The organism is Acidithiobacillus acidisediminis, assembly GCF_023277115.1.
In the GTDB taxonomy this organism is placed as follows: domain Bacteria; phylum Pseudomonadota; class Gammaproteobacteria; order Acidithiobacillales; family Acidithiobacillaceae; genus Igneacidithiobacillus; species Igneacidithiobacillus acidisediminis.
In genome coordinates, this window is record NZ_JALQCS010000001.1 from 1 (window position 1) to 24,642 (window position 24,642).

A 24,642-nucleotide genomic window follows, 5' to 3' on the forward strand; every position below is an offset into this window, starting at 1 on the left:
TCATGGCAATCAGTTCTGACGCCATTGCCGGCCTGCTGTTTATGATTGTCGCAGTTATCGGCTTCTATCTAGCCGCCGTCCATGTCATCAATCCCGTCATGGGCAAGGCAATTCTGCCAGTAGGCAGTCTGGCCCCGAAAAAGGCGTGAGGTGAGTTGAAATAAGTTGGGGAGGGGGCGAGAACTGCCCCCTTTCTTGTTTGAACGAATGCAGGAGCATGAAAAATGACGATCAAAGACGATGGAATGGAAAAGCAGGATGCATAACGTGCCAACGGAGGGACCATCGACGACGGCATGGAAGCAGCCTCCCTCAAGGAGAAGGCTGGTCTGACCCCTGACGGGATGGAAGCAGAGGAATCAGCCACTGTGCCAGAGAATGATGGCATGGAGGCCACCAAAAAGGGTCCTGGCCTAACTCCTGAAGGTATGGAGAAAGAAGACACCGAGCGCGCCCATGCTGGCACTGTCGACGATGGCATGGAGGGCGAAAAGTAGCTTTTCGCCGCTATTTCTTCTGCTGGTATTTTTTACGACGAAAGAGATCGGTCTTGCGCGAGACCAAGCGGTCAAGAAACAACAGACCGTCGAGATGATCCATCTCGTGCTGCACGGCTCGCGCCTCATAGCCCTCACACTCGTAGACCCGATCCCGACCCTCGGCATCCTGGGCCTGTACCTGTATTCGTTCGGCGCGAATGACGTTACCGGTAAAATCTGGCACCGACATACAGCCCTCGCGCCCGACCGCCATGCCCTCCCAGGCGATGAGTTCTGGATTGATCAGAACCATCAGTCCGTGGCAATCCTCTCCCAACTTGGGGCGTACATCGACGATGACGATGCGCTGCAGGCGATCGACCTGGGGCGCCGCGATTCCTACTCCGCCGGGGCCGGAGTACATAGTTTCAGTTAGATCCGCAACGAAGCGGCGTAGCTCTGCGTCGAACTCCTGCACCGGCAGCGATGGACGTGCCAGACGCGGGTCCGGATACGTGAGGATCTCAAGCAGGGCCATCAGAGCAACGCCGTATCGATGGCATGAACACTAATCTCGACCCCCTGTTCCGCCTTCAACGGCTCGAGGATCTCCCGTACTTGCTCCAGCCCCGCGGGGGCCGAACCCTGAATGATCATGACATAAATCGGACGCTCTGGGTTGCCCGATTTTTCGCTTTCGAGGTCAATGATATTGAAACCAATCTTGGCCAGCGACTCTGTCACACTGGCAACGATACCGGGATGGTCGGCACCGTAAACCGTCACCCGCACATTCGCCACATCCTCCTGTGCCGCGACACTGGAGATTGGATCGAGATGAACGCGCAGCGCAAGACGCCGCACGGCCGGATCGAGAGCCGACTCCACCGCGCCAAAGTCGCGGCTGTAGTCGATGACTTGCATAATGGTGAAATATCCCCCAAGCCGCATCATCGAGGCGTCACCGATGGCACAATCGGCGGCATACAATGCCTGGGTGACGGCCGCAACGATACCCGGACGATCCTCGCCGATAACGGTTAGCAGGGCTTGACTCATGACTCTCCTCCCAGTCCCAGGAGCCGCGCCTGGGTCAAATAGCGAAAACAATATTCCAGCAGTTCGAGATGATGCCGCGCCTGAGCAAAATTGTCGCCCCACGCCGTCACTCCATGCAGGTGAATCAGGGCGCCGGGTATTCGCGGCGGAGTCTGGGTAAAGCCCGCGTCCATGTCTTCGGCAATTCGTTGCACCTGCACATGATTGGCAAAGACAGGCAAATCGACTGCCGGCTCGGCCTCCGCCACTCCCAGACCCTTCAGCATCTCCACTGGCGGCAAGCGTAACTGCCCATTACGGGCAAAATGCCCACAGAGATTGGCCTCGACGGAGTGGACATGAAACACCACCTGAGCCGCAGGAAAATGGCGGTAGATCACTTGGTGGATGCTGGTTTCTGCAGAAGGACGTCGTCCCTCAGTGCCTGCCCTCACCGTACCCTGCAGATCCACCGCGACGAAATCTTCCTGTTGCAGCGCATCCTTGGGACGACCACTCGCCGTAATCCAAAAACTGTCTTCATCGCGCCGCGCCGAGAGGTTACCGGCGGTACCCAACATCCAGCCGCGCCCATAAAAATCGCTGGCAGCCTGCGCCAACGCCGCACGCAGCGCATCGTCGTTCATTGTCGATCCTCTTGCAGGGCGTGCAGGATGTCGTAGAAGTCCTGAAAGGGCGTAAAGGGCCGCCCCTCTGCACGCAAGTACTCGACCAAACGATCCCGCGCAAAGACGCGCGGACAGTCACGCGCGAGGCGCAGGTCGGTGGTGGAGTCCCCGATACAGATGGCCGCGTCAGGATGATATTGCGCATAGATGGCGCGCTTGACCACCAGTTCCTGGGCATCCTCCCAAGGCGAATAGACGCGCAGGAACGGCCCGGAGAGATCCACCTCCAAACCATGGATGGCGCGAATCTGCCCCCGCAGGGGAGCGAGAACCAGTTCAACCATCCGGGTGAAACCACCCGTCACTACCAGAAGAGACCAACCGAGCCCCGGCAGGGCCTGCAGAAATTCCTCGAAACCGGCGCGCAGATGACTATTATCGACGACAAAGCGTTCCAATTCCGGCCAGCGCGGGCTGGGAATCGTTGCGAGGATCTCACTCAAACCTTGGTGCAAGGAGATTTGTAGCGCCAGAATCTGCGGTAGGATGCGCGATGTCGCCGCGGGTGCGAAGTGCCGCAGGAGATCATGAAAGATCTCTTCCTCCAGGATGGTGCCGTCGAAATCACAAAAGATGAGTTGCTCAGCCATGCGTGCTGCCCCACTTCGCCACGGCACTGCGCAGGGGACCGGCAGGAAGCGATTCCAGAGCGAAACTCTCCCCTTCCTGCCAGCGCTGCCATGCCTCCTGAAAGGCGAATACCCCCGCCGCTGCCCCGTCAGGATGATCCATGATCCCGGTACCGGCATTGAGGATGACCTCGTTGCCGTAGTCAGCAAGAATCTGCGGCAGAATACCCGGGTGCACTCCAGCAGAGGGCACGGGTGCCACAGCGCGGGCGCGCAGCGCATCGCGAATGGCGTATTCCTCGCTGACGGGAAAGGGCAGACTGCCATAGTGTGCCGGGTAGAGCACGGCATCCGCGCCCGCATGGGTCATCAGGGTACCCAGCGTCAGCGCGTACGCGAGGCCGTGATCTGGCGCCGCCGAAAAGGCTCCGGCCAGGGCCGGGTGGGCAAAGATCGGCACCTCGATCTCTGGATCACTGGCCAAGGCCTCGAGGACGGGGTAGCCATAGGCGAGTACGTTGAGGAGCAAAGCGTTGGCGCCCTCCGTGACCAGCCGTCGCGCCAGATCCTGAACTTCACGAGCGTTACCGGAGAGGTTTACCGCATAGAGCAGATCCCGCCCCTGGCGGTCACGACGCGCCTCGACAATCGGTGCGCAGGCGCGCCAACGCTCCAGGGTGGGTGCCGATCCAAGGTTGGGCAGGATCTCATCATCCTTGATGATGTCCAAACCGGCCATGGCGACTTCTGCAAGAATTGCGGCATGATCTTCCGCCGTCAGCCCTAGTGCGGGCTTGAAGATGGCCATGAAGAGCGGACGATCGCTAACACCGAGGCGCGCCCGCATCCCCGCCAGCCCGAAGCGCGGCTGTACCCCATAATCCTTCGGTAAGCGCAGACCCACAACCTTGGCCGCCCCCCCCAGGGAATACTTGCCAAAGATCATGGTCAGCAGGCTACCGATACCCCCGTCCACATTGGCGCGAGGAAAAGCTACCGTCGCCAGCGCGCTGCCATCTTCGGCCTGCCGGATCCGCAACACCTCGCCGAGATGCGCGCGCAAGCTCTCCTCGCGATGGCGAAAGCGCTCATCCCAGGAACCCGCCGTTTGTCCGATAGCGAGGATCTGCGCCTGCCTTTCCGCATCCACCCCCGCCGGAAATCGATAATCCACCTCGATCGCAGTCATGGTCGGGGAAATTCCTCCATGGCGCGGTCCTGATACACCGGCACCCAGCCACCCCGGGCACTGAAATAGCGTACCGCCTTGATCCGCTGTTTTTCATTCAAACGGAACCAGTGCTCGACCCCGGCGGGGATATCGATGTAATCCCCCGCATCCACCGTCACCTCGAGCTGCCGCCCATCGGGCAAGACAAAGCCAAAGACGCCCTCGCCATCGACGATGTAGCGGACTTCTTCATCCTCATGGATATGAATGCGGCAAAATTTGGCATCCAGTTCGGCCAGGCTGGGGTGCTGCGGATGGAGAACAACCAGATCGCGTTCCTGGTAGCCACGTTCCTCCCGTAGCTCCTGAAACACATCATCCAGGGCCTCGAGCAGGGACGCCTGCGCATCGGCATCGAGTTCGGCAGATGCGAGCCAGGGCGCCGCCGCCGGGGCAATGGGATACTGGCGCAGGCGCACCCCCAGGGGCGCCAGTGCGGCCATCAAGGCCGGCGCATCCTGACTCTCTCCGCCATGATTTCCCCAGGTCCACGTCTTCATGGCCACTCCCTCCAGATCAAGGACGCCATTCGTCCACACTGCCCCTGGCGACGATAGGAGAAGAACAGCTGCTCGTCGCCAAAGGTGCAATGCTCGCCGCCCCAAACCTGTTTCACCCCGAGGCGTGCCAAACGCCGCCGCGCCAAGAGCGGCAAGTCGGCATAGAAGCGGTCACCTGGCCCCGGCCGAAAGCCTTCCTCATCCCCCGGATCGGCAGCCAGGAAGGCTGCCCGCAGTTCCGCTCCAACCTGGTACTGGGTCGGCCCAATCGCCGGCCCCAAGTATACCAGAATTTCCTCTGGCGCCATGTCCATGGCCGCAATTCCCGCCTCAATAACGCCCCCGACCAGTCCGCGCCAACCGGCATGCAAAGCGCCGATGGCGCGGCCATCCTGACTGGCCAGCAAGATCGGCAGACAGTCGGCCGTGAGAATCGCCAAGACCCCACCCGAGTGGCTCACCGCCCCATCGCCCCGGCGCTCCGACTCCGGGATCTCCGCCGTGCGCTGCACGATGTCACACCCGTGCACCTGCTGCAGCCAATAGGGCTCCTCAGGTAAGTGCAAGGTGCTCTGCAGCAGAGAACGGTTGCGGGCGACCACGACGGGATCATCCCCCACGTGGGTCGCCAGATTGAAACCGCTGTAGGGCCCGCTGCCATAACCGCCCTTTCGCGTCGTGACTGCCGCCCGTAAACCGGCGGGCAGCGGCCAGTCGGGGACGAGAAAGAAAGGGCCGCTGCTAGGCACGCGGAGCACGCCGCAGCAAGGCGAGCAAGGCCTCGAAGTCCTCGGGCAAGGGACTTTCCCAGGCACAATGTTCCCCATCACCTGGGTGCTCCAGTTCAAGACGCCAGGCGTGCAGGGCCTGACGCCGAAATTCGTTCCAGGTAGCCAGGGCCGCCGGATCCAGACCGGGAGGGACGATGCGGCGACCACCATAGACCGGATCACCGACCAAGGGATGACCGAGGTGCCGCATATGCACGCGGATTTGGTGCGTGCGACCGCTGGCCAAACGCAGCCGCAACAGGGTATGCCGGGAAAAACGCTCGAGCAGGCGGTAGTCGGTACGTGCCCAGCGGCCATCGTCGCGTACCGTCATGCGCAAGCGATCCTGAGGGTGGCGACCAATGGGCACCTCAACACGTCCGCCCCCGGTCATCGCCCCCTGAACCAGAGCAATGTACTCCCGGTGCACACTCCGCTCGGCCAGCTGCTCAATGAGATCCTGACGGGCATGTTCGCTCTTGGCGACCACCAGAAGGCCGCTGGTGTCTTTATCCAGGCGATGGACGATCCCTGCGCGTGGCAAGTGCGCATTAGCGGGACAGTGCGCAAGTACCGCATTGGCCAAGGTGCCCTGAGGGTGACCCGCGCCCGGGTGGGTAAGCATGCCGGCGGGCTTATCGACGACCAGAATCTCCGCATCTTCGTGTACGATGCGCAGTGGTATCGGTTCGGCCAGCCAGTGTTCCGGCTCTCGTGGCGGAACCAGCACCCGTACCGATTCCCCGCCCCGGACGCGCAGGCTGGGGCGGGCATGTTGTCCGTCGATCTCGATCTCACCGGCCTGCAACAATTCCTGGATGCGGCTACGGCTGAGCTGCGGCAACAGCTCGGCCAGGAGGCTGTCGAGACGTTCACCGCCCCTCTCCTCTGGCAAAAGTAGCGCAATTTCCGTAGTATCCCCGCTCATGGCTCGCCACTATAGATCATTGCTCGGCATGCGCAAACGCTCCCTCATCGTAATCACGGTTCTCGCACTGAGCGCAGCGGGTTGCGCCTCGGACAATCACAAGCACAACCTGATGGACTCCCATGAGGCCGCCGCGACCATGTATCAGACCGCCAAGAAGGCGCAGGACCGCGGCGATTACAGTAGCGCAGTACGCGACTACCAGGATCTTGAGGCGATGTATCCCTATGGTCCCTATGCCGAGCAGGCGCAACTGAATACCGCCTATAGCTTTTACAAGCAGGGAGATTCCAAGGCAGCAGCAGCAGCGGCAGAGCGCTTCATCAAGCTTCATCCGGTGAATCCTTACGTAGACTATGCCTGGTACCTGAAAGGCATCGCCCAATATCAGGCCATCGAAGGGGCAAACTGGAATCCGGTGCCATTGCACGAGGCCTTTGATACCTTCGAGACCCTGGTCAAGCGTTGGCCCAAGAGCGCCTATGCGGCGGATGCTCGCCTACGCATGGAAAAGATCATCGACCTCCTGGGGAAGCGCAATCTCGATATTTGTAAATTTTACTATGCGCGGGACGCCTATGTGGCCTCTGCTAACCGCTGTGCGCGGGTAGTGACCAAATACCAGCTCAGTCCGGCACGGGAAGAGGCGCTTTATTATTTATATCTTTCCTACAAACACCTGAATCTGAGCAATCTAGCGCAGAATACGGCAAAAATTCTGCGCTTCAATTATCCGCAGGGGAAATACACCCGAAAACTCGGCTGAGGCAGCATTCAGACTGCCTCGTCGCCTTCTTCTCCCGTACGGATCCGGATGATCCGTGCGACGTCACTGACAAAGACCTTGCCATCCCCAATCTTGCCCGTGCGCGCTGCCGAGACGATGGCATCCACGGCCCGATCCACCAAGGCATCGGGCAGGACGACCTCGATCTTGAGCTTGGGTAGGAAGTCCACCACATACTCTGCGCCGCGATAGAGCTCGGTGTGGCCCTTCTGCCGCCCAAAACCCTTGACCTCGGTCACGGTCATGCCGGCGATCCCCATCTCCTGCAGGGCATCACGGACATCGTCGAGCTTGAAGGGTTTGACGATCGCTTCGATCTTCTTCATGACTGTTGCTCCTTGACTGAACATTGTGGGGCCCAGGCGGGAAACCCATTGCTGATAGGGTAACGGCGGTCCTTGCCAAAAGCCAGGGGGCTGATGCGAACCCCGGGGGCAGCTTGGCGGCGCTTGTACTCCGACCGTTCGATCAGGCGCAAACTGCGCTCCACGGTAGCGGTAGGAAAGCCGCGGGCGACTATCTGGGCCACCCCTTCCCCTTGCTCGACAAAGGCGCTGATGATGGCATCGAGGATCGCGTAAGGAGGTAGACTATCCTGATCAACCTGGTCCGGGGCCAATTCCGCCGAGGGAGGGCGTTCCAGGACCCGCTGCGGGATTACTGGTGCCTGCTGGTTGCGATATTGGGCAAGTTCATAGACCAGGGTTTTGGGACAATCCTTGATCAAGGCGAAGCCACCAGCCATATCGCCATACAGCGTAGCATAACCCACGGCCATCTCACTTTTATTGCCGGTGCTCAGCAAGAGATGGCCGAATTTATTGGAGTAGGCCATGAGCAGGCCGGCGCGAATGCGTGCCTGGAGATTCTCTTCCGTCACATCGGCGGAGCGATCGCCAAAGAGCGGTGCCAGGGTCTGGAGATAGCTCTGGAAAAGCCCATCGATGGCAATGACGTCATAGCCAACACCCAACTGCTTCGCCTCCGCCTCAGCATCCTCGATACTCATGGCGGCGGTATAACGCGAGGGCAGGATCAGAGCATGGACCTGCTCTGGACCGAGGGCATCGGCCGCAATCGCCAGGGTCAAGGCGCTGTCGATACCTCCGGAGAGCCCAAGAACCACACCAGAAAAACCATTCTTGCCGACATAATCGCGCAATCCCAGCACCAGCGCTGCATAGACCTCTTCCACCCCGTTGCAACTGGGGGCGAGCGCAGGGGCCCGGAGCTGCAAATCATTCTCCTCTTGCCGATTCAGGTCGATCAGGAGCATTTCTTCGGCAAAGGCGCCAGCTCGAGCGATGAGTTGACCATGCGCATCTACCGCGCAGGAGCGCCCATCAAAGACCAGTTCATCCTGCCCACCCACCAGATTGAGGTAGAAGATCGGGGTCTCAGCCTCCCGCGCCCGCTGTGCCAGGATGGCCTCACGTTCTGCCTGCTTCCCGCGATGGAAGGGCGAGGCATTCACCACCAGTACCGCATCGGCGCTTCCGGGGCTGGCCAGGAGCGGCAGCTCGCGGCACCACAGATCCTCACAAATGCGCAGCGCCAGATGCAGTCCACCGAGGGATATGCAGAGATCATCCCGCCCTGGCTGAAAATAGCGTTTCTCGTCGAAGACCTGATAGTTGGGCAAACAGCGCTTGGCGTAGCTCTCGGCAGCGGCGCCATCGCGCAACAGGCTCAGCACATTGTAGAGGCCCGCGGCGCGTCGCTGAGGGTGCCCGACCAATATAGGGAGGGGGGCGTGGGCCGCCAATTCGGCCAGGGCCTGGTCGCAGCAATCGAGAAAATCCTGGCGCAGCAAGAGGTCTTCGGGAGGATAGCCGCACAGGGCGAGTTCTGGTGTGACCAGGAGATCCGCACCGGCTGCTGCTGCGGATCGGGCCTCATCCAAGATTCGGGCGGCATTGCCGGCCACATCCCCCACCCGAAAATTGCACTGCGCGAGCGCAACGCGCACCTTCTCAGGCCCCCAACACCCGAGCCGCTACCGCCCCGAGATCCGCGGGAGAGGAGACACAATGTACCCCGGCGGCACGCAAGATCTCGTATTTAGCCGCCGCTGTCCCAGCGCCGCCATCGATGATCGCGCCCGCGTGCCCCATCCGTTTCCCCTTGGGCGCCGTCGAACCGGCAATGAAGGCGACGACGGGCTTGCGCATCTCCAGCCGAATGTATTCCGCCGCCTCCTCTTCCAGACGCCCGCCGATCTCCCCCACCATGATGACCAGTTCGGTTTGCGGGTCCGCTTCAAACAAACGCAAAACCGACACGAAATCCATGCCGATGAGGGGATCGCCGCCGATGCCCACACAGCTGCTCTGGCCGAGTCCCAGTCGGGTGGTTTGTTCCACCGCCTCGTAGGTGAGGGTTCCGGAACGGGAAACGATCCCCACCCGCCCAGACAGATGGATCTTGCCCGGCATGATGCCGATCTTGGCCTGCCCGGGGGTAATGACCCCCGGACAGTTGGGCCCAATCAGCCGCGTATGCGGGCGACTGGCCAGATATTGCTTGACCAGCAACATATCGTAGACCGGAATACCCTCGGTGATACAAACGATTAGCTCGATGCCTGCCGCTGCCGCCTCGATGATGGCATCGGCCGCGAAGGGCGAAGGCACATAGATTACACTCGCCTCGGCGCCAGTGGCGGCGACAGCCTGCGCGACAGTGTCGAAGACCGGCAGACCGAGGTGTTTGCTGCCCCCCTTGCCCGGAGTTACACCACCCACCATGCGCGTGCCGTAGGCCATCGCCTGCTCAGAGTGAAACGTACCCTGCTTACCGGTAAAGCCTTGGCAGATGACGCGGGTTTCCTGCTGGAGAAGAATGCTCATGAACGGATTCCGAAGTACAGAACGAGGGCGATAATGATCAATTCCCCCAGAAAAAGATAGAAAAGCATGGGTCGGCGCCGGGGCAATCCCCCTTGCTCGATGAGGGTACGTAACTGGCCGACTTCCCGTTGCAGGGCACGCAACTGTTCTGCCTGGGCGAGATCCTTGAGGCGCTCTTCCAGGACCTGATCAACAATGACCGCCGTGCCGGCGAGATTCTCTGCCGTTTTTCGGTCCGCGCCACGCTTGACATAGGTTTCGGCGAGACGTGAGATCAGTGGACCGGAATGGCGCAACAGCGGCCAAAGCTTCTGCAACCAGACGACGTTGACGTCCACGTCAAGCCTGGGCAGCCTCTACCGCCTTACAGGCGGCATCCGTGAGCCCCGTAGCGGTAATCATGCGTAGACCACTGTCGCGCAGCATCGCCATCCCTTCCTCCTTGTTGGTGCCTTCCAGACGCACCACCACCGGCAGATGGATGCCAACCTCATTCGCGGCCTGAATGATGCCCTGGGCCAGGAGATCACAGCGGGTAATGCCGCCAAAGATGTTGACCAGAATCGCCTTCACCCGTTGGTCAGAAAGAATGAGCTTGAAGGCCTGGGTGACCTTGTCCGCCGCGGCCCCACCGCCTACATCGAGGAAGTTGGCTGGTTCACCGCCATGGAGCTTGATCAGATCCATGGTTGCCATAGCCAAACCAGCGCCATTCACCATACAGCCGATATTGCCATCCAGCGAGATATAATTCAGGCCAAATTGCCGCGCCGTGATCTCCCGCGGGTCCTGCTGGGTGGAATCGAAAAGCTCGTCTGACTCGGCATGGCGATACAGGGCGTTGTCATCCATCACCAGCTTGGCATCCAGGGCCAGCAGACGGCCTTCTTCGCTGAGAGCCAGGGGATTGATCTCTACCATCTGGGCATCCAGACGCTGCGCCAGGCGGACCATTCCCTGCATCACCTTGACCAGCTCTTGCACTGCTGCCGCCGGCAACTCCCAAGCAAAACCCAGGTCTCGGGCCTGATAGGGAAGAAAGCCGATGCCAGGCTCGAGGACGATGCGTTGTATCGCTTCCGGGTGCTCCGCCGCAAGGGCTTCGATGTCCATCCCTCCCTGCGCCGAGCCGATGAAGGTAAGCCGTGCCGCCGCCCGATCCACCAGCAGTGCCAGGTAAAACTCCCGCGCGATCTGGCTCGGTTCCTCGATCAGCAAGGCAGCGACGTGTTGCCCCTCGGGACCCGTCTGCGCCGTCACCAAGCGTTTTCCCAGCAGAGACTGTGCGGCGGCCTCGACGGCAGCAATGCTGTTTACCCGCTGTACCCCACCGGCCTTACCCCGCCCCCCTGCATGCACCTGCGCCTTGACGACCCAGTCCCGCCCCCCCAAGGCGCGCGCCTGATTGATGGCTTCCTTGACAGAAAAGGCCGGTATCCCTCGGGGCACTGGCACGCCTTCCTCGGCGAGCAAGCGCTTCGCCTGATATTCATGCAAATTCACCGGGTCATGCCTCGATACGCCGCAACAAAGCGGCGGTAAATTCTGGCGTCGATAGGCCAGCACGTCCCTGCAAACTGGCCAGATCGCCGGTGACCTCGCCCGCAGCAATACAGGCTTCCATGGCTTGGACAACCCGTTGTGCCGGCTCGGACCAGCCCAGATGCACCAACAGCATCACCCCAGAGAGAATCAGCGAGCTGGGGTTGGCTTTGCCTTGGCCGGCAATGTCCGGCGCGGTGCCGTGGGTGGCCTCGAAAATCGCATGGGTGTCGGAGAGATTGGCCCCTGGCGCCATGCCAATCCCCCCCACCTCCGCCGCCAGGGCATCGGAAATATAATCTCCATTCAGATTCAGGGTCGCCACCACATCGTAATCCTGCGGGCGCAAGAGGATCTGCTGCAGGAAGTTATCGGCAATCACATCCTTGATGATCAGCTTGCCGGCCTCTTGCGCCGCCTTTTCTGCCGCCGCGCCAGCGGCCTTGCCCTCAGATTTACTGATTTCGGCCTTCTGGCGCCAGGTAAAGACCCGATCGGCAAACTCCCGTTCTGCCAGGGCATAGCCCCAATCCCGAAAGCCACCCTCGGTAAACTTCATGATGTTCCCCTTGTGTACCAAGGTCACCGAGGAACGACCCTGGAGCAAGGCAAATTCGATGGCACGCCGGATGAGGCGCTCGGATCCTTCCTGAGAAACCGGCTTGATGCCAATCGCTGACGTACCGGGGAAGCGAATCTTTTTCACGCCCATCTCGTTCTGCAGGAAAGCGATGACCTTTTCTGCCTCCGCCGTTCCGGCGCTCCATTCGATGCCAGCGTAGATGTCTTCCGAATTCTCGCGGAAGATCACCATGTCCACATCCTCCGGTCGCTTCATGGGACTGGGCGTACCGGCAAAGTAACGCACCGGCCGTTGGCAGACATACAGGTCGAGATCCTGGCGCAGGGCGACGTTGAGACTGCGGATCCCGCCGCCGACGGGAGTTTCCAGGGGCCCCTTGATGGCTACATGGTAGCGCTGGATCGCGGCCATGGTCTCTTCGGGCAGATAGACTCCCGCACCAAATTTGGCAACCGCCTTTTGTCCGGCATAGAGTTCTTCCCAATGAATGCGCCGTGCCCCGGCAAAGGCCTTGGCAACGGCGGCATCGATGACCTGACGCATCGCCGGCGTGACATCGACACCGATGCCGTCGCCCTCGATGAAGGGGACGATCGGCTCGTTCGGGACGATGATCTGGCCCTGCGCATAGGAAATCGCCGCAGCGCTCATGCCGTTTTCTCCAGTTGCTCACTCGCCCAGGACAAGGCCCCACCCTTACGGATCAACTCCAGGTCGCGCTCGCTGGCCAACTGCGGCTGAACGGCGATCTCCACGCCCTGCGTTACATCGCGCAGCTGCAGCGCCTGCCCCAACGCCAGGCCGCGAATATCGAGGATCAACTCGTCGCCTGCCTGCACCTTTTCGTAATCTGCGGCGTCGACGAAGGTCAGCGGCAGAATACCAAAATTGATCAGGTTAGCCAGATGGATGCGGGCAAAGGACTGCACCAACACGGCTTTCACCCCCAAGTAGCGCGGTGCCAGGGCCGCATGCTCCCGACTGGAGCCCTGACCATAGTTGTGACCCGCGACGATGAAACCACCCCCAGAATTCTTCGCCCGACTGGGGAAGCCCTCATCCACCATATGAAAGACATATTCCGAAATGGCGGGGAGATTGGAGCGCAGCGGCAAGACCTTGGCGCCCGCCGGCATGATATGGTCCGTGGTGATGTCGTCGCCGAGACGAATCAGGACACTGCCGCGGATCTCGGCGGGGGCAGCGCTGTTCACCGGCAGCTTGGCAATATTGGGACCGCGCAAGACCTCTACCTTTTCGGGCTCGGCAGCGGGCGCGAGCACCATCCGGTCATCGACCAGGAACTGCTCGGGCAGTTCTACCTGGATGGGAGCAAGTCCCAGATCGCGAGGATCGGTAATTACCCCGGTCAGGGCGCAAGCAGCGCAGGTTTCGGGGCTGGCCAGGTAAACATTGGCGGTCTTGGTGCCGGAGCGGCCATAGAAATTGCGATTGAAGGATCGCACGGACACCCCTTCACTCGGCGGGGCAAAACCCATGCCGATACAGGGGCCGCACGCCGACTCCAGGATACGCGAACCAGCGCCGATGAACTGCAGCAAGCCGCCATCCTTCGTCACCATTTCCATGACCTGGCGCGAGCCCGGCGAGATCCCGAGGCTGACCCCGTCGGCCACAACCTTGCCCTCCAGCATCTTGGCCACGGTCATGAGATCGGTATAGGAAGAATTGGTGCAGGAACCAATGGCCACCTGTGCCACCGGCGTCCCCGCCACCTCGCGCACGGTCTTGACGTTGTCGGGGCTGTGGGGGCAGGCGATGAGGGGCTCCAAGGTGTCCAGATCGATCTCCAGGACCTCATCATAGGTCGCATCGGCGTCCGCCGCCCATTCCGACCAATCGCTTTCCCGCCCTTGCGCCGCGAGGTAGGCGCGGGTCACCGCATCGCTCGGAAAAACACTGGTGGTCGCGCCCAATTCGGCACCCATGTTGGTAATGGTAGAGCGGGCCGGCACCGACAGACTCGCCACCCCTGGGCCAAAGTATTCGAAGACCTTGCCCACTCCACCCTTGACGGTCTTGCGCCGCAGCACCTCGAGGATAATGTCCTTGGCACTGACGTAGGGCTGCAGGCGCCCAGTCAGCTTGACGCCAATCACCTGGGGCATGTTGAGGTTGAAGGCCAGACCTCCCATGGCCAAGGCAATATCGAGACCGCCGGCACCAATAGCCAACATCCCGGCGCCACCGGATGTCGGCGTGTGGGAATCAGAACCCAGCAGGGTCTTACCCGGTTTGGAGAAGCGCTCCAGATGTACCTGATGACAGATCCCATTGCCGGGGCGGGAAAAATGAATCCCGTATTTCGCCGCGAAGCTCTGCAAGAAGCGATGATCGTCGGCATTCTCAAAGCCCGACTGCAGCATGTTGTGATCCACATAGGAGACCGACAGCTCGGTACGCACCTTGGGCAAACCCAGGGCCTCAAACTGTAGGTAGGCCATGGTCCCGGTGGCGTCCTGGGTCAGGGTCTGATCAATGCGAATGGAGATGGGACTTCCCGCCTGCATCTCCCCGCTAACGAGGTGGGCAGCAATGATCTTCTGGGTGACATTCTGGGCCATGGGACTACTCCTTCGCTAAGCGGCGGACCATAAGAAAGAATAATGACAAAAGCCTCTACCCGCATGCAAGTCAGACCCAAGCTTCGGCATGCTGCAAACGACGCAAGGTTTCCTCGCGCCCCAGGACCGCCAGAGTCTGATCCAGCGGCGGCGAAACCGCGCAGCCAGCAACCGCCACCCGTAACGGCTGGGCAATCTTGCCCAGCTTACCCTCGGCATGTTCCGCCGCCAGGGCCTGCAATACGGCATGCAGATCTGCAGCGGACCAGGACGGCAGAGCCGCCAAGGCTGTCTGCGCCGCCTGTAGCAGGGCAGCACGGCCCAGCAGATGCTTTTCTCGATCCTTTTCTTCCGCCTGCTGCGGCGCGCGGTAGAACAGTACAGCCGCCGCGGCCATCTCGACCAAAGTCTTGGCCCGCTCGCGTAGCAGGGGTACCACTGCCGTCAATGCCGGCCCCGCTCCCAGCTCCCTCTCTTCGATGCCCTGCACAAATAGATAGGGACGGAGATGGTCTGCCAAACTGACGTCGTCCAGCATCTGTAGATGCTGGGCATTCAGCCAGAGGAGCTTTTCCGGATTGAAGGCGGAGGCCGCTTTATGCACGTCCGTGATCCGGAAATGCGCCAGCATCTCTGCCCGCGTGAATACCTCTTGATCGCCATGCGCCCAGCCGAGGCGCAAGAGAAAATTGAGCAGGGCATCGGGGAGAAAACCCTGCTCACGGTATTCGAGCACGCTCACCGCCCCATGCCGTTTCGACAATTTCTGCTTGTCTGGCCCAAGAATCATGGGAACATGGGCATACTGCGGCACAGCAGCACCCAGGGCCTGCAGGATCTGCATCTGCCGCGGGGTGTTGTTGAGGTGATCGTCGCCGCGGATAACCTGGGTGATTCCCATATCCCAATCATCGACAACCACGCAGAAATTATAGGTAGGTGTACCGTCCGAGCGGGCAATGATGAGATCGTCGAGCTCGCGATTCTGGAACCGTACCGTACCATGGATGAGATCTTCCACCACCGTCTCGCCATCATCGGGGCTGCGAAACCGGATAACCGGCTGCACCCCGGGGACCGGCGCCTGCCGCTTGCGGCAACGACCATCGTAACGAGGCTTCTCGCCACGGGCGCGTTGTTCTTCCCGCATGGCGTCCACTTCTTCTCGACTGCAGTAGCAATGATAGGCGGTACCAGCCGCCAGCATCTGCGCCAGGACTTCGCGATAGCGTTCCATACGCTGCATTTGGTAGAAAGGCCCTTCGTCCCAGTCGAGGCCGAGCCACTGCATACCCTCCAGGATCGCTGCCGTTGCCTCGGGCGTGGAGCGCTCAAGATCGGTATCTTCGATGCGGAGAATGAACCGCCCTTGCTGCTGGCGGGCATGCAGCCAGGAATAAAGCGCCGTGCGAACGCCGCCAATATGAAGATAACCAGTGGGGCTGGGGGCAAAGCGAGTTCGCACGGGCATCGCGTCAGAGTCCTTTTCTGCAGGGTTTGGCAGGCATCACGCCCTCATCATAGCAGGGATCACGCCCTGCTCTCTATGCGCACAGGGGAGCGCAGCCTCAGCACTCAAACCATAGGAATTTTTGATAGTGCATAATCTGCATTGACGAGCATCGGCGTTGCCCCTAGTATCGGCTGGACCAGTCTTGGGCTGCGTGCTCCAGCGTTTTGTTTATATTTGCTAAAAACCTGCAGATTTGGTCAGGGTGCATGGTCGGGGCGCCCTCACCAAAGAAGGAGAAGTATGCGAAAATCGGTGATCGCCCTGTCTACGAGCTGTGCCTTGCTTGCAACGCCACTGGCCTGGGCCAATAACAATACCTCCGCGGTACCATCCGCGAAGAATCATCCAGAAACTCTTTCGCAACTGATTGCCAGGCTGCAGCCTGGGACGGCAGCAACACCTGCTCCAGAATCCTCTGGCCAGACCAGCGACGGCTCTGGATTGCTGCAGGAATTTCACCACCTGCAACTTGCTGATGCGGGCTTACAAGAGCAGCAAGAAAGTATTTGGACGAGCCTGATATCCGGCTTTCGCATCAGTGATGTCTCCCGACCGCGGGTAGCGAAGTGGCGTGGCTGGTTTCTGCAACACCAAGGCAAACTCGAAGAAATCCTGCACAATTCTCGTCCCTTCCTCTACTATGTTGCCAATGCGGTTCACGAACGCGGCATGCCCATGGAACTGGCACTGTTGCCGGCCATTGAAAGTGGCTACAACCCGAAGGCCTTCTCTCCCGCTGCGGCTGCCGGCCTGTGGCAGTTCGTCCCCGGAACGGCGAGAAACTTTGGCTTGCAGAATACCCGCTGGGGCGACCCACGCCTGAGCCTTACGGCCTCTACCAACGCCGCCCTCGACTATCTCTCTTATCTCTACAATTATTTTGGTGGCAATTGGCTCCTCGCCATCGCCGCCTACAATGCCGGGCAAGGGACCGTCTCGGCCGCCATCCAACAGAATGTCGCTGCTGGGCAGCCAACGGATTTCTGGGATCTGAATCTTCCCAGCCAGACGGAGAATTATGTCGCTGAACTCCTCGGCTTGGCACAGGTGATCCAAAATGCGCAAGCCTATCATGTCGATCTGCCCAGCATTCCCAACACCGCTCATATTGCCCTGGTGCACACGCCAAAACGCGTGAATCTGCAAGTTGCGGCACACTTGATGGGCGTCTCCGAAACGGAGTTGCAGCGTCTCAATGCCGGCCTGAGCTATGGGGTGGTACCTGCGGGTTACTCCCTGGTGGTTCCCAAGGACAAGGCCAAGGCATTGCGCACGGCACTCCTGCAGATGCCCACCCAAGCCGTCGCAGCGCCGGTTGCGGTAGCCGCGCCGCCGCCCCAGCCGGTACCCGCCGTGCACTACACCGCGGTGCGATCCGGCGAAACCTTGTCCCAGGTTGCCCTGCGTAGTGGGGTTTCGACTCTCGATCTGGAACGGTGGAATCACATTCGCTCGCCGCGTGACCTGCAGGTGGGCCAGCGTCTGGCCATCTATGGCGGAAGGCCTACCACCATCGCCACTGGGTATCATCAGACCATTACCGTCCGTCCCGGCGAAAGCCTATGGCAGCTGGCGCAACGTGCCGGAACCAGCGTGACCGCCCTGGCCCAGGCCAATGGGATCAACACCCAAAGCATCCTCCATCCGGGACAAAAGCTGCGCTTGCCCGGTGCTCACCTGGAGACCGCCGTGTATTCCGCCCCGCAGGGCGGTGGCAGTATCCGGGTGCGACTCGGCGAAACCCTATGGCAGATCGCGCAGCGGGCCGGGGTTAGTGTGACTGCGCTAAGCTCATACAATGGACTACACGGCAACAGTATTCTGCATCCTGGCCAGGTCCTGCGCTTACCCGCGCGCGGGACGGTAGTGGCAGCCTTGAGCGCCCGTCAGGAGCGTCTCGCCACCGGGCCGCGGGCCACGACCTACGTTGTACGACCCGGCGACACCGTCTGGCAGATTGCCCAGCAATTCCACGTTTCGGCCCACGCCGTCGTACAATGGAATCGCTTAGCCTCGGCAACTGATATTCAACCGGGGAAACACCTCACCATTTTCCTGCGTTGACAGGATTTACGGAGCAGCGAAAAACATGGGATTTTTGCAGAAAAAACAGGCCCTGGTCGTCGGCGTTGCTAATGAGCGGTCGATCTGTTGGGGTATCGCCCAGGCCATGGCGCGTGAGGGTGCCGAGGTCTTGCTGACCTATCAGAGCGAGCGCACCCAGAGTCGGGTGGAAGACTTGGCGGCGCAGATTGGCGCCCCTGCTCCTCTGCCCCTCGATCTTCTGGATGAGGGCCAGGTAAACGCCGTTGTCGCCGATCTGCAGCAGCGCTGGGGCGGCCTGGACATTGCCATCCATGGCGCCGCCTTCGCGCCGAAAAGCGAGCTCTCGGGAAACTATGCTGACGTCACCTCGCGGGAGGGCTTTCGTGTTGCCCACGAAGTGTCCTCCTACAGCTTTACTGCCCTGGCGCAGGCGGTGCGACCCTTGATGCAGAATCGCCACGGCGCCCTGCTTTCGCTGAGTTACCTCGGTGCCGAGCGGGCAATGGCCAACTACAACGTCATGGGGCTCGCCAAGGCGAGCCTGGAAGCTGGCGTGCGCTACCTCGCCCATGCCCTGGGCCCGGAAGGCATTCGCGTCAATGCCATCTCGGCGGGCCCGATCCGTACCCTGGCGGCAAGCGGCATCAGTGAATTTCGCAGTATCCTCGATCACTATGCCGAACATGCCCCGCTGCGCCGTAATGTCAGCCAAGAGGAAGTGGGCAATGCGGCCGCCTTCCTCTGTTCTGATCTTGCCTCTGGCATCACTGGTGAGATTACCTACGTCGACGCCGGGTACAACATCGTCGGCTTTTAAGCGCGGCGCTTCTCGACCTCATCCAGCATCGCCTCGAAGGCCTGGGAGAAGGCATCCAGGCCCTCTTGCTGCAGTTGTGGAGCTACCTCGCCGTTGAGATCGATACCAAGGTCCGTCAACGCGGCGAGGGTGGCCTCGGCCTCCACCAAACCTTCGCTCAATCTCGCTGCCAGGCTTCCATGATCCCGCAACTTGGCCAAAGTAGCATCGGGCAGGGTGTTGATGGTTTCTGGACCGATCAACGGCTCCACATAGAGCAGATCGGAATAGGCCGCATTCTTGGTGCTGGTGCTGGCCCACAGCAAGTACTGCGGCCGTCCTCCTGCCGCCTTCAGACGGGAGAAGCTGGCGCCGTGGAAGGTCTCCTGGTAGATGGCGTAGGCCTTTTTCGCCAGCGCGACGGCAGCTTGACCACGCAGAGCCAGAGCCCTCTCGCTGCCAATTTCCTCCAGACGCGCATCGACCAGGGTATCGACGCGGGAGAGAAACAGGCTGGCCACGGCCTTCACCCGCCCCGGATCGCCCCCCCCGTCCATCCAGGCCATGAGGCCCTCCTGATAGGCAGCGAAGACCTCTCGCACATGCTCTAGACCAAACATCAGGGTGACATTGACCGAAATTCCCCGCCCGATCAGGGTGCGCAAGGCGGCAATCCCCGGCGGGGTCGCAGGCACCTTGATCAGCAGGTTGTCCCGCTGCACAATGCCGCGCAGTCGCTCCGCTTCAGCCACCGTTGCCGATTCGTCCAAGGCCAAACGCGGCGATTCCTCCCAGCTCACCCAACCATCGTCACCATGGCTACTATCATGGATTGGGCGCAACAGATCGCAGGCCATTTGCAGATCCACCTTGACCATCTGCTCGTACAGACGTTCCGCCGACTCCGCTGGACGCGCCAAATCCTCCTGATAATAGGGGCTTTCGTGGATCGCCTTCTGAAAGATGCTGGGGTTGGAGGTGACGCCAGAGACCCCATCTTCGGCAATGTAACGGGCCAGGATTCCGTCATGAATCAGGGTACGGGAAAGGTTGTCGAGCCACAGGCTCTGTCCCAGTCGCGTACGCACTTCTCGTAAATCAGCCATCAGCATTTCTCCTCAAGCAATTCCGCCTATCAGTCTAGTGCAGAAATGTGTGGAGGAGCGGATTCTGGATGGCAGCGTATCGCTTCTTGTGCGCCTTGTGCCACCGCCTCCGCCAGGCCCTCCCAGCGCTCACGGCGCGAGAGCGCACGCAGCAGCATGGGCAGGCTCAATCCATAGACCACCCGCACCCACGGGTAATCCCAGTCTCTGGGCAAGGCATTCGCCGGGCTGGCACCGCGAATATCGCAGAGAATCAAGAGCGGATGGTGCGCATGCGCAGCCTTGATCAGGGTCTCCAGTTCGCTCCGCAGCAGTGCCAAATCATCGCCCATTGGCGCCAGGACCAGCAGATCCTCTGGCGGAGTCCCATAGATTTTCTCGACCACCTCGGCCAAGGCCGCACCCAGTCCTGCATGGGTGAGCAGCAACACACGCACCAAACTCAAGAATGCTTCTCCCGAATATCGAGTTCCCGATGTTCTACCAGAATCTCCTGCCCCTCCTGGCGCAGGGACTCCGCCAGCAATTCGACCATGTAGACACTGCGGTGCTTACCACCGGTACAGCCGATGGAAATGGTGACGTAGTTCCGGTGATCGCGGGCAAAGGGTGGCAGCCACTGCCGTAGAAAGGTCTCGAGACTGGCGCGTGCAGCCTGCACCGGTTCCTGCTGATCGAGAAATTCGCACACGGCAGCATCGCGCCCCGTCAGCGCCCGCAACTCTGCCTCGTAGTGCGGATTCGGCAGCGCGCGCAAATCAAAGACAAAATCGGAATCGGCGGGTACGCCATTGCGAAAGGCAAAGGATTGCAAGAGTAGAATCAGGCCTTGGGCCCGCGGCACGCTGGCCCAGGCTTGTACCCGCAAGCGCAGGGCGTGGCTGCGCAGCTGGGAAGTATCGAGAACCCGATCCGCAAGCACCATTAACGGCTTGAGTAGCGCGCGCTCGCGCAATAGCACCTCGCGCAAGGCCGCCCCGGGCGCAGTGTCTGTATCGCTGAGGGGATGCCGGCGACGCGTCTCGCTATAACGCCGCAGCAAGGTTTCTTCATCCGCATCCAGGTACAGCATGCGCGACTGCAGCCCGCATTCCTCCGAAAGTTTGCGCAAGGCCTCCGGCAGGGCGTCGAGGAAAGTGCGGTTGCGTACGTCAATGCTGACAGCCACCCGCAAGGGATTCAGTTGATGATGGCTCAATTCCTGCAACAGGGATTGCAGGAGTGTCGCCGGGAGATTGTCGACACAAAAATAGCCGAGGTCCTCCAGTGCTTGCAGCACCGTCGATTTTCCTGACCCGGACAACCCGGTAATAATGACCACATCGCCAGCGGTGTTCATATTGTCCGGCTCGCCGCGCGCGTCTGCGCATCGAAGAGCGCCAGCATGTCGACACCGGACTCGCGCACGTAATGTCCACGCGCTGCCGCTTCGACCAGAACCGCAAGGTTACGCGCGGCACTGACCGGCAAGCGCAAGCGTGGGAAGGGAACGCCGAGAATTTCCCAATGGTCGACCTGCCCCTGCAGGCGATCGACATCCGCGAGCTCCATTTCCGCCATGTCCCGGATCTCTACGACCAGACGCAAGCGTTTGGAATCGATGACGGACGCCGCACCAAAGAGCTGCCGAATATTGACGATACCCAATCCGCGCACTTCCAGGAAATCCTGCAGGGCCGGAGGGCAGTGCCCCGTCACCACGCCGGGCGCCTCGCGTATGCAAAGAACGCTGTCGTCGGCAATAAGACGGTGATTACGGCTGACCAATTCCAGGGCTAGCTCCGACTTGCCAATCCCTGCCTCGCCCTGAATGAGGATGCCAACGCCGAGTACATCGACCAGAACGCCATGCAAGAGGCAGCGTGGCGCCAATTCCCGCTGCAAATACTGCTGCACCCGCACCAGGATCCGCCGCGCTGGTAGGGCCGAGGCGAGGATGCTGACCCCCTCCGCCAGCAGGACCGCCAACCATGTCGGCGGGGGCTCTACCCCCTCTGCCAACACGAGAACCCGCAACCTCTTGACGGAATAGACTTGCTGCGGATGGCCCAGCAAGTAATCCAACTCTGCCTGACCAAGGATCTGCACCGGATGCGAACGGATAAAGCTGAGGAACCCGACCAGGGCGGCGCCATCGCTGACATGCTGCGGATCTACCCGAAGCCCATTATTTTCGCTTCCGGCATCGCGCACGATCCAGCCGAGTTCGGGCTGCAGATCTGTGGCCAGTTGTGCAACATTCACGCTACGGTCCATGCACCCTCATCCACGCGGGAATTCCAGGTAAGGGCGTTTCAGTGCCCGTCTTCAGCAGCCCCCATTAACAGGGAACGAAACGCCTCGGCCTCCTGCACTTGCAGGAGCTGTTGTCGTACGTCTTCCCGCGCCAAACGCGCCGCGATGCGAGAAAGAATTTCGAGATGTTCCAGGGTTGCGGATTCTGGCACGAGTACTGCCACGAAAATGCGCACCTCCTCCGCATCAGGTGCGGCAAAATCCACGCCATTGCGACTGCGGAGCGCGGCAATCGCGCTGCCCTGAAGTTCCGCCAGGCGTGCATGCGGTACTGCCACAGCAGAGCCAAGCGCCGTAGAGCCTTGCAGCTCACGCGCCTGCAGCACTTGATAAATGCGTGAAGATTCGACACCCGTGCAGTTACTGAGCATGCGTGCCAGGCTGTCCAGCACCGCCGCAGCAGTACTGACCGGGCTGTCGAGAAGAATGGCCTCTGCAGGGAGCGGCAAAGCAGCCATGATCATTCGCTTTCGGTCGCCAGCACGGCAACACCGGGACTGCTGCGGTGTCGCTGCAACTTATCCTTGTATTGGCGTACCTGGCCGTCAATCTTTTCCGCCAGTTGATCGATAGCCGCATACATATCGGCGTCCCGCGCTTCGGCATGAAAATCATGACCTGGGGCACTAACCGTAATTTCTGCTACGTTGGAAAGTTTTTCGTGGGAGAGAAACTTCAGTACCACGCGTCCGTCGATTACCCGATCAAAGTAATGGTCGAGGCGCCCGAGTTTCTCGCGCACATGATTTTTGATGGCCTCGGTGAGGTCCAGGTGTTGCCCACTGATGTGTAGTTGCATGGCAAGCTCCTAGCTTTCGTTGCAGTTATGGGAGTCCGTCACTGCTCTACCGCTCCACATTCAGTGTAGCGCCTTGCCCGACATTACAAAAGCGGGGCGCGAACCGGTCTTACAAACGACGGCGCTGACTGGCCGGGGGAATATTGGCCGCCTCGCGATACTTGGCGACGGTGCGGCGCGCAATCTGAATACCCTGCGCGGCCAGGACCTTGGCGATTTCTGCGTCACTCAAGGGATGCTGATTGTCCTCTGCCTGCACCATTTTCAGAATCACCGCACGAATGGCCGTTGCCGAGGCGGCACCACCTTGGTCAGTGCCAACATGACTGGAAAAGAAATATTTGAATTCAAAAAGCCCTCGCGGAGTCGTCATGTATTTCTGATTGGTCACCCGAGAGATGGTTGATTCATGCATTTCCACGGCCTCGGCGATATCGCGCAATACCATGGGACGCATCGCCTCTGGCCCATTCACGAAAAAGTCCTTCTGCCGCTCGACAATGGCCGTGGCCACCTTGAGTATCGTTTCCTGGCGACTTTGCAGGCTCTTGATAAACCAGCGCGCCTCGTTGAGTTGATCCTGAATATAGCGATGTGCCGCATCCTTCGCCCCGGACATCTCGGCATAGTGGCGATTGATACGCAAGCGCGGCATCGCTTCGGCGTTGAGTTCCACCCGCAAGCGTTTTCCTACCCAGCGAATAATCACGTCGGGAATGACATATTCCGAGCTGCCCGCACCAATCTCCCCACCCGGTTTCGGATTCAGGGTAGCGATCAGCGCAATGGCCGCGCGCAACTCCTCCTCTCTCGCCTCGAAACACTGGGCCAAACGCGCATAATCATGCTTGGCCAACAGCTCCAGTTGCTCGCTCACGATACGTAGGGCGAGAGCGGCAGACGCATCCTCTTCCTCCACCTGTTGCAACTGCAAAGTTAGGCATTCCGCGAGATTACGCGCACCCACTCCGGGCGGATCGAAATCTTGGATTTGTACCAGGACCGCTTCGAGCTCGGCAACAGACCGTCCCGATGTCTCTGCCAACTCTTCCAGGCTGGCATCCAGATAGCCGTTATCATCAATAGCATCGATGATCAGCTCTGCCAGGCTACGCTCGTCGTTGGCGAAGGAGGTCATGTCCGCCTGCCAGCGCAGATAGTCCTGCAGGCTTTGCTCGCGACTGTTGCGCGCCTCGTAGTCCGGCAAATCTTCATCGGCAGCCGTGGCTGCCGGTCCGGCACTACCCAGGTCGAAAACGTCCTCCCATTGGCTGTCTACCGGTAGCTCCTCGGGCAGGTTGGTCTCTGCCGCCAGATCCAGCTGGCGCTCGTCCGACAGCGTCGTCAGACTCTCTGCCGGCTCGCTCGACAACTCTGGGCCCTCTTCCTCGTCGAGGAGAGGATTGCTGTCCAGCATCATCTGCACCTCTTGCTGCAGATCCAGCGTCGATAACTGCAACAGGCGAATGGCCTGCTGCAGTTGCGGCGTCATCGCTAGATGTTGCCCGAGTTTTAGCTCAAGTCCCTGTTTCATAAT

Annotated in this window: 27 protein-coding genes; 4 read left to right on the forward strand and 23 right to left on the reverse strand. The window is 60.5% G+C overall.

Going from position 1 to position 24,642, the window contains the following annotated elements; translation table 11 throughout:
* The first annotated feature begins 296 nt into the window (after positions 1 to 296).
* Complete coding sequence (locus M5D89_RS00005) at positions 297 to 497, forward strand: hypothetical protein (RefSeq protein ID WP_248883694.1); 201 nt, start codon at positions 297 to 299, stop codon at positions 495 to 497.
* Positions 498 to 507: 10 nt separating this feature from the next.
* Here the strand turns inward: M5D89_RS00005 and def are convergent, their stop codons facing one another.
* Genes def through rluD form a run of 8 tightly spaced genes read right to left on the reverse strand, consistent with a single transcriptional unit; the run spans position 508 to position 6,204 of the window.
* On the reverse strand, positions 508 to 1,017 hold the full coding sequence (gene def / locus M5D89_RS00010; protein ID WP_248883695.1) for a peptide deformylase: 510 nt from the start codon (positions 1,015 to 1,017) through the stop codon (positions 508 to 510).
* Positions 1,017 to 1,538, reverse strand: a complete 522-nt coding sequence (locus M5D89_RS00015; protein WP_248883696.1) for a glycine cleavage system transcriptional repressor — start codon at positions 1,536 to 1,538, stop codon at positions 1,017 to 1,019. Before M5D89_RS00015 ends, def begins: the two co-directional genes overlap by 1 nt.
* Entirely contained in the window at positions 1,535 to 2,164 is a 630-nt protein-coding gene (mtnB, locus tag M5D89_RS00020) for a methylthioribulose 1-phosphate dehydratase (RefSeq protein ID WP_248883697.1), read from the reverse strand. The genes M5D89_RS00015 and mtnB overlap by 4 nt, the downstream gene beginning before the upstream one ends.
* Positions 2,161 to 2,796: a haloacid dehalogenase-like hydrolase gene (locus tag M5D89_RS00025; RefSeq protein WP_248883698.1), complete on the reverse strand. Its 636-nt coding sequence runs from the start codon at positions 2,794 to 2,796 to the stop codon at positions 2,161 to 2,163. Before M5D89_RS00025 ends, mtnB begins: the two co-directional genes overlap by 4 nt.
* On the reverse strand, positions 2,789 to 3,964 hold the full coding sequence (locus M5D89_RS00030; protein ID WP_248883699.1) for a RuBisCO large subunit C-terminal-like domain-containing protein: 1,176 nt from the start codon (positions 3,962 to 3,964) through the stop codon (positions 2,789 to 2,791). The genes M5D89_RS00025 and M5D89_RS00030 overlap by 8 nt, the downstream gene beginning before the upstream one ends.
* Positions 3,961 to 4,506: a cupin domain-containing protein gene (locus M5D89_RS00035; protein WP_248883700.1), complete on the reverse strand. Its 546-nt coding sequence runs from the start codon at positions 4,504 to 4,506 to the stop codon at positions 3,961 to 3,963. The genes M5D89_RS00030 and M5D89_RS00035 overlap by 4 nt, the downstream gene beginning before the upstream one ends.
* A complete protein-coding gene (gene pgeF / locus M5D89_RS00040) occupies positions 4,503 to 5,255 on the reverse strand; it encodes a peptidoglycan editing factor PgeF (RefSeq protein ID WP_248883701.1) in 753 nt (250 codons plus the stop codon). Before pgeF ends, M5D89_RS00035 begins: the two co-directional genes overlap by 4 nt.
* Positions 5,248 to 6,204: a 23S rRNA pseudouridine(1911/1915/1917) synthase RluD gene (gene rluD, locus M5D89_RS00045; protein WP_248883702.1), complete on the reverse strand. Its 957-nt coding sequence runs from the start codon at positions 6,202 to 6,204 to the stop codon at positions 5,248 to 5,250. The genes pgeF and rluD overlap by 8 nt, the downstream gene beginning before the upstream one ends.
* A gap of 28 nt (positions 6,205 to 6,232) precedes the next feature.
* Here rluD and M5D89_RS00050 point away from each other — a divergent pair, with 28 nt between their 5' ends.
* Positions 6,233 to 6,970, forward strand: a complete 738-nt coding sequence (locus M5D89_RS00050) for an outer membrane protein assembly factor BamD (RefSeq protein ID WP_248886411.1) — start codon at positions 6,233 to 6,235, stop codon at positions 6,968 to 6,970.
* Between the two features lie 8 nt (positions 6,971 to 6,978).
* Here M5D89_RS00050 and M5D89_RS00055 read toward each other — a convergent pair whose 3' ends face one another.
* The 8 genes from M5D89_RS00055 to gltX all read right to left on the reverse strand — a co-directional run bounded on the left by M5D89_RS00055 (position 6,979) and on the right by gltX (position 16,021).
* Complete coding sequence (locus tag M5D89_RS00055) at positions 6,979 to 7,317, reverse strand: P-II family nitrogen regulator (protein ID WP_248883703.1); 339 nt, start codon at positions 7,315 to 7,317, stop codon at positions 6,979 to 6,981.
* Positions 7,314 to 8,960: an NAD+ synthase gene (locus M5D89_RS00060; RefSeq protein WP_248883704.1), complete on the reverse strand. Its 1,647-nt coding sequence runs from the start codon at positions 8,958 to 8,960 to the stop codon at positions 7,314 to 7,316. Before M5D89_RS00060 ends, M5D89_RS00055 begins: the two co-directional genes overlap by 4 nt.
* 4 nt (positions 8,961 to 8,964) lie before the next feature.
* Complete coding sequence (gene sucD / locus M5D89_RS00065; RefSeq protein WP_248883705.1) at positions 8,965 to 9,840, reverse strand: succinate--CoA ligase subunit alpha; 876 nt, start codon at positions 9,838 to 9,840, stop codon at positions 8,965 to 8,967.
* Positions 9,837 to 10,178, reverse strand: a complete 342-nt coding sequence (locus M5D89_RS00070; protein ID WP_248883706.1) for a hypothetical protein — start codon at positions 10,176 to 10,178, stop codon at positions 9,837 to 9,839. The genes sucD and M5D89_RS00070 overlap by 4 nt, the downstream gene beginning before the upstream one ends.
* Before the next feature lies 1 nt (position 10,179).
* Positions 10,180 to 11,343: an ADP-forming succinate--CoA ligase subunit beta gene (gene sucC / locus M5D89_RS00075; RefSeq protein ID WP_248883707.1), complete on the reverse strand. Its 1,164-nt coding sequence runs from the start codon at positions 11,341 to 11,343 to the stop codon at positions 10,180 to 10,182.
* 4 nt (positions 11,344 to 11,347) lie between these two features.
* Complete coding sequence (gene icd / locus M5D89_RS00080; RefSeq protein ID WP_248883708.1) at positions 11,348 to 12,616, reverse strand: NADP-dependent isocitrate dehydrogenase; 1,269 nt, start codon at positions 12,614 to 12,616, stop codon at positions 11,348 to 11,350.
* On the reverse strand, positions 12,613 to 14,550 hold the full coding sequence (locus M5D89_RS00085; RefSeq protein WP_248883709.1) for an aconitate hydratase: 1,938 nt from the start codon (positions 14,548 to 14,550) through the stop codon (positions 12,613 to 12,615). Before M5D89_RS00085 ends, icd begins: the two co-directional genes overlap by 4 nt.
* 70 nt (positions 14,551 to 14,620) lie before the next feature.
* Positions 14,621 to 16,021 carry a glutamate--tRNA ligase gene (gene gltX / locus M5D89_RS00090; RefSeq protein WP_248883710.1) on the reverse strand — a complete coding sequence of 467 codons (1,401 nt, stop codon included), beginning with the start codon at positions 16,019 to 16,021 and terminating at the stop codon, positions 14,621 to 14,623.
* A gap of 282 nt (positions 16,022 to 16,303) precedes the next feature.
* Between gltX and M5D89_RS00095 the strand changes: the two genes are divergently transcribed.
* Both M5D89_RS00095 and M5D89_RS00100 read left to right on the forward strand, forming a co-directional pair.
* Positions 16,304 to 18,127 carry a LysM peptidoglycan-binding domain-containing protein gene (locus tag M5D89_RS00095; protein ID WP_248883711.1) on the forward strand — a complete coding sequence of 608 codons (1,824 nt, stop codon included), beginning with the start codon at positions 16,304 to 16,306 and terminating at the stop codon, positions 18,125 to 18,127.
* Between the two features lie 25 nt (positions 18,128 to 18,152).
* Positions 18,153 to 18,926: an enoyl-ACP reductase FabI gene (locus M5D89_RS00100; protein ID WP_248883712.1), complete on the forward strand. Its 774-nt coding sequence runs from the start codon at positions 18,153 to 18,155 to the stop codon at positions 18,924 to 18,926.
* Here the strand turns inward: M5D89_RS00100 and tal are convergent.
* From tal to M5D89_RS00135, 7 genes are all read right to left on the reverse strand, one after another.
* Positions 18,923 to 20,011, reverse strand: coding sequence for a transaldolase (tal, locus tag M5D89_RS00105; protein WP_248883713.1), 1,089 nt, complete (start codon positions 20,009 to 20,011; stop codon positions 18,923 to 18,925). The two genes, M5D89_RS00100 and tal, sit on opposite strands and share 4 nt — an antisense overlap.
* 29 nt (positions 20,012 to 20,040) lie before the next feature.
* The gene (locus M5D89_RS00110) at positions 20,041 to 20,448 is read right to left on the reverse strand and encodes a PTS sugar transporter subunit IIA (protein WP_248886412.1); all 408 of its coding nucleotides are present in this window, start codon (positions 20,446 to 20,448) and stop codon (positions 20,041 to 20,043) included.
* Positions 20,449 to 20,453: 5 nt separating this feature from the next.
* Positions 20,454 to 21,350: an RNase adapter RapZ gene (rapZ, locus tag M5D89_RS00115; protein ID WP_248883714.1), complete on the reverse strand. Its 897-nt coding sequence runs from the start codon at positions 21,348 to 21,350 to the stop codon at positions 20,454 to 20,456.
* A complete protein-coding gene (gene hprK, locus M5D89_RS00120) occupies positions 21,347 to 22,267 on the reverse strand; it encodes an HPr(Ser) kinase/phosphatase (protein ID WP_248883715.1) in 921 nt (306 codons plus the stop codon). The genes rapZ and hprK overlap by 4 nt, the downstream gene beginning before the upstream one ends.
* 38 nt (positions 22,268 to 22,305) lie before the next feature.
* Positions 22,306 to 22,764, reverse strand: a complete 459-nt coding sequence (locus M5D89_RS00125) for a PTS sugar transporter subunit IIA (protein ID WP_248883716.1) — start codon at positions 22,762 to 22,764, stop codon at positions 22,306 to 22,308.
* A 2-nt stretch (positions 22,765 to 22,766) separates the two neighbouring features.
* Positions 22,767 to 23,105, reverse strand: coding sequence for a ribosome hibernation-promoting factor, HPF/YfiA family (gene hpf / locus M5D89_RS00130; protein WP_248883717.1), 339 nt, complete (start codon positions 23,103 to 23,105; stop codon positions 22,767 to 22,769).
* A 109-nt stretch (positions 23,106 to 23,214) separates the two neighbouring features.
* Positions 23,215 to 24,639, reverse strand: coding sequence for an RNA polymerase factor sigma-54 (locus M5D89_RS00135; protein ID WP_248883718.1), 1,425 nt, complete (start codon positions 24,637 to 24,639; stop codon positions 23,215 to 23,217).
* Between the last annotated feature and the right edge of the window lie 3 nt (positions 24,640 to 24,642).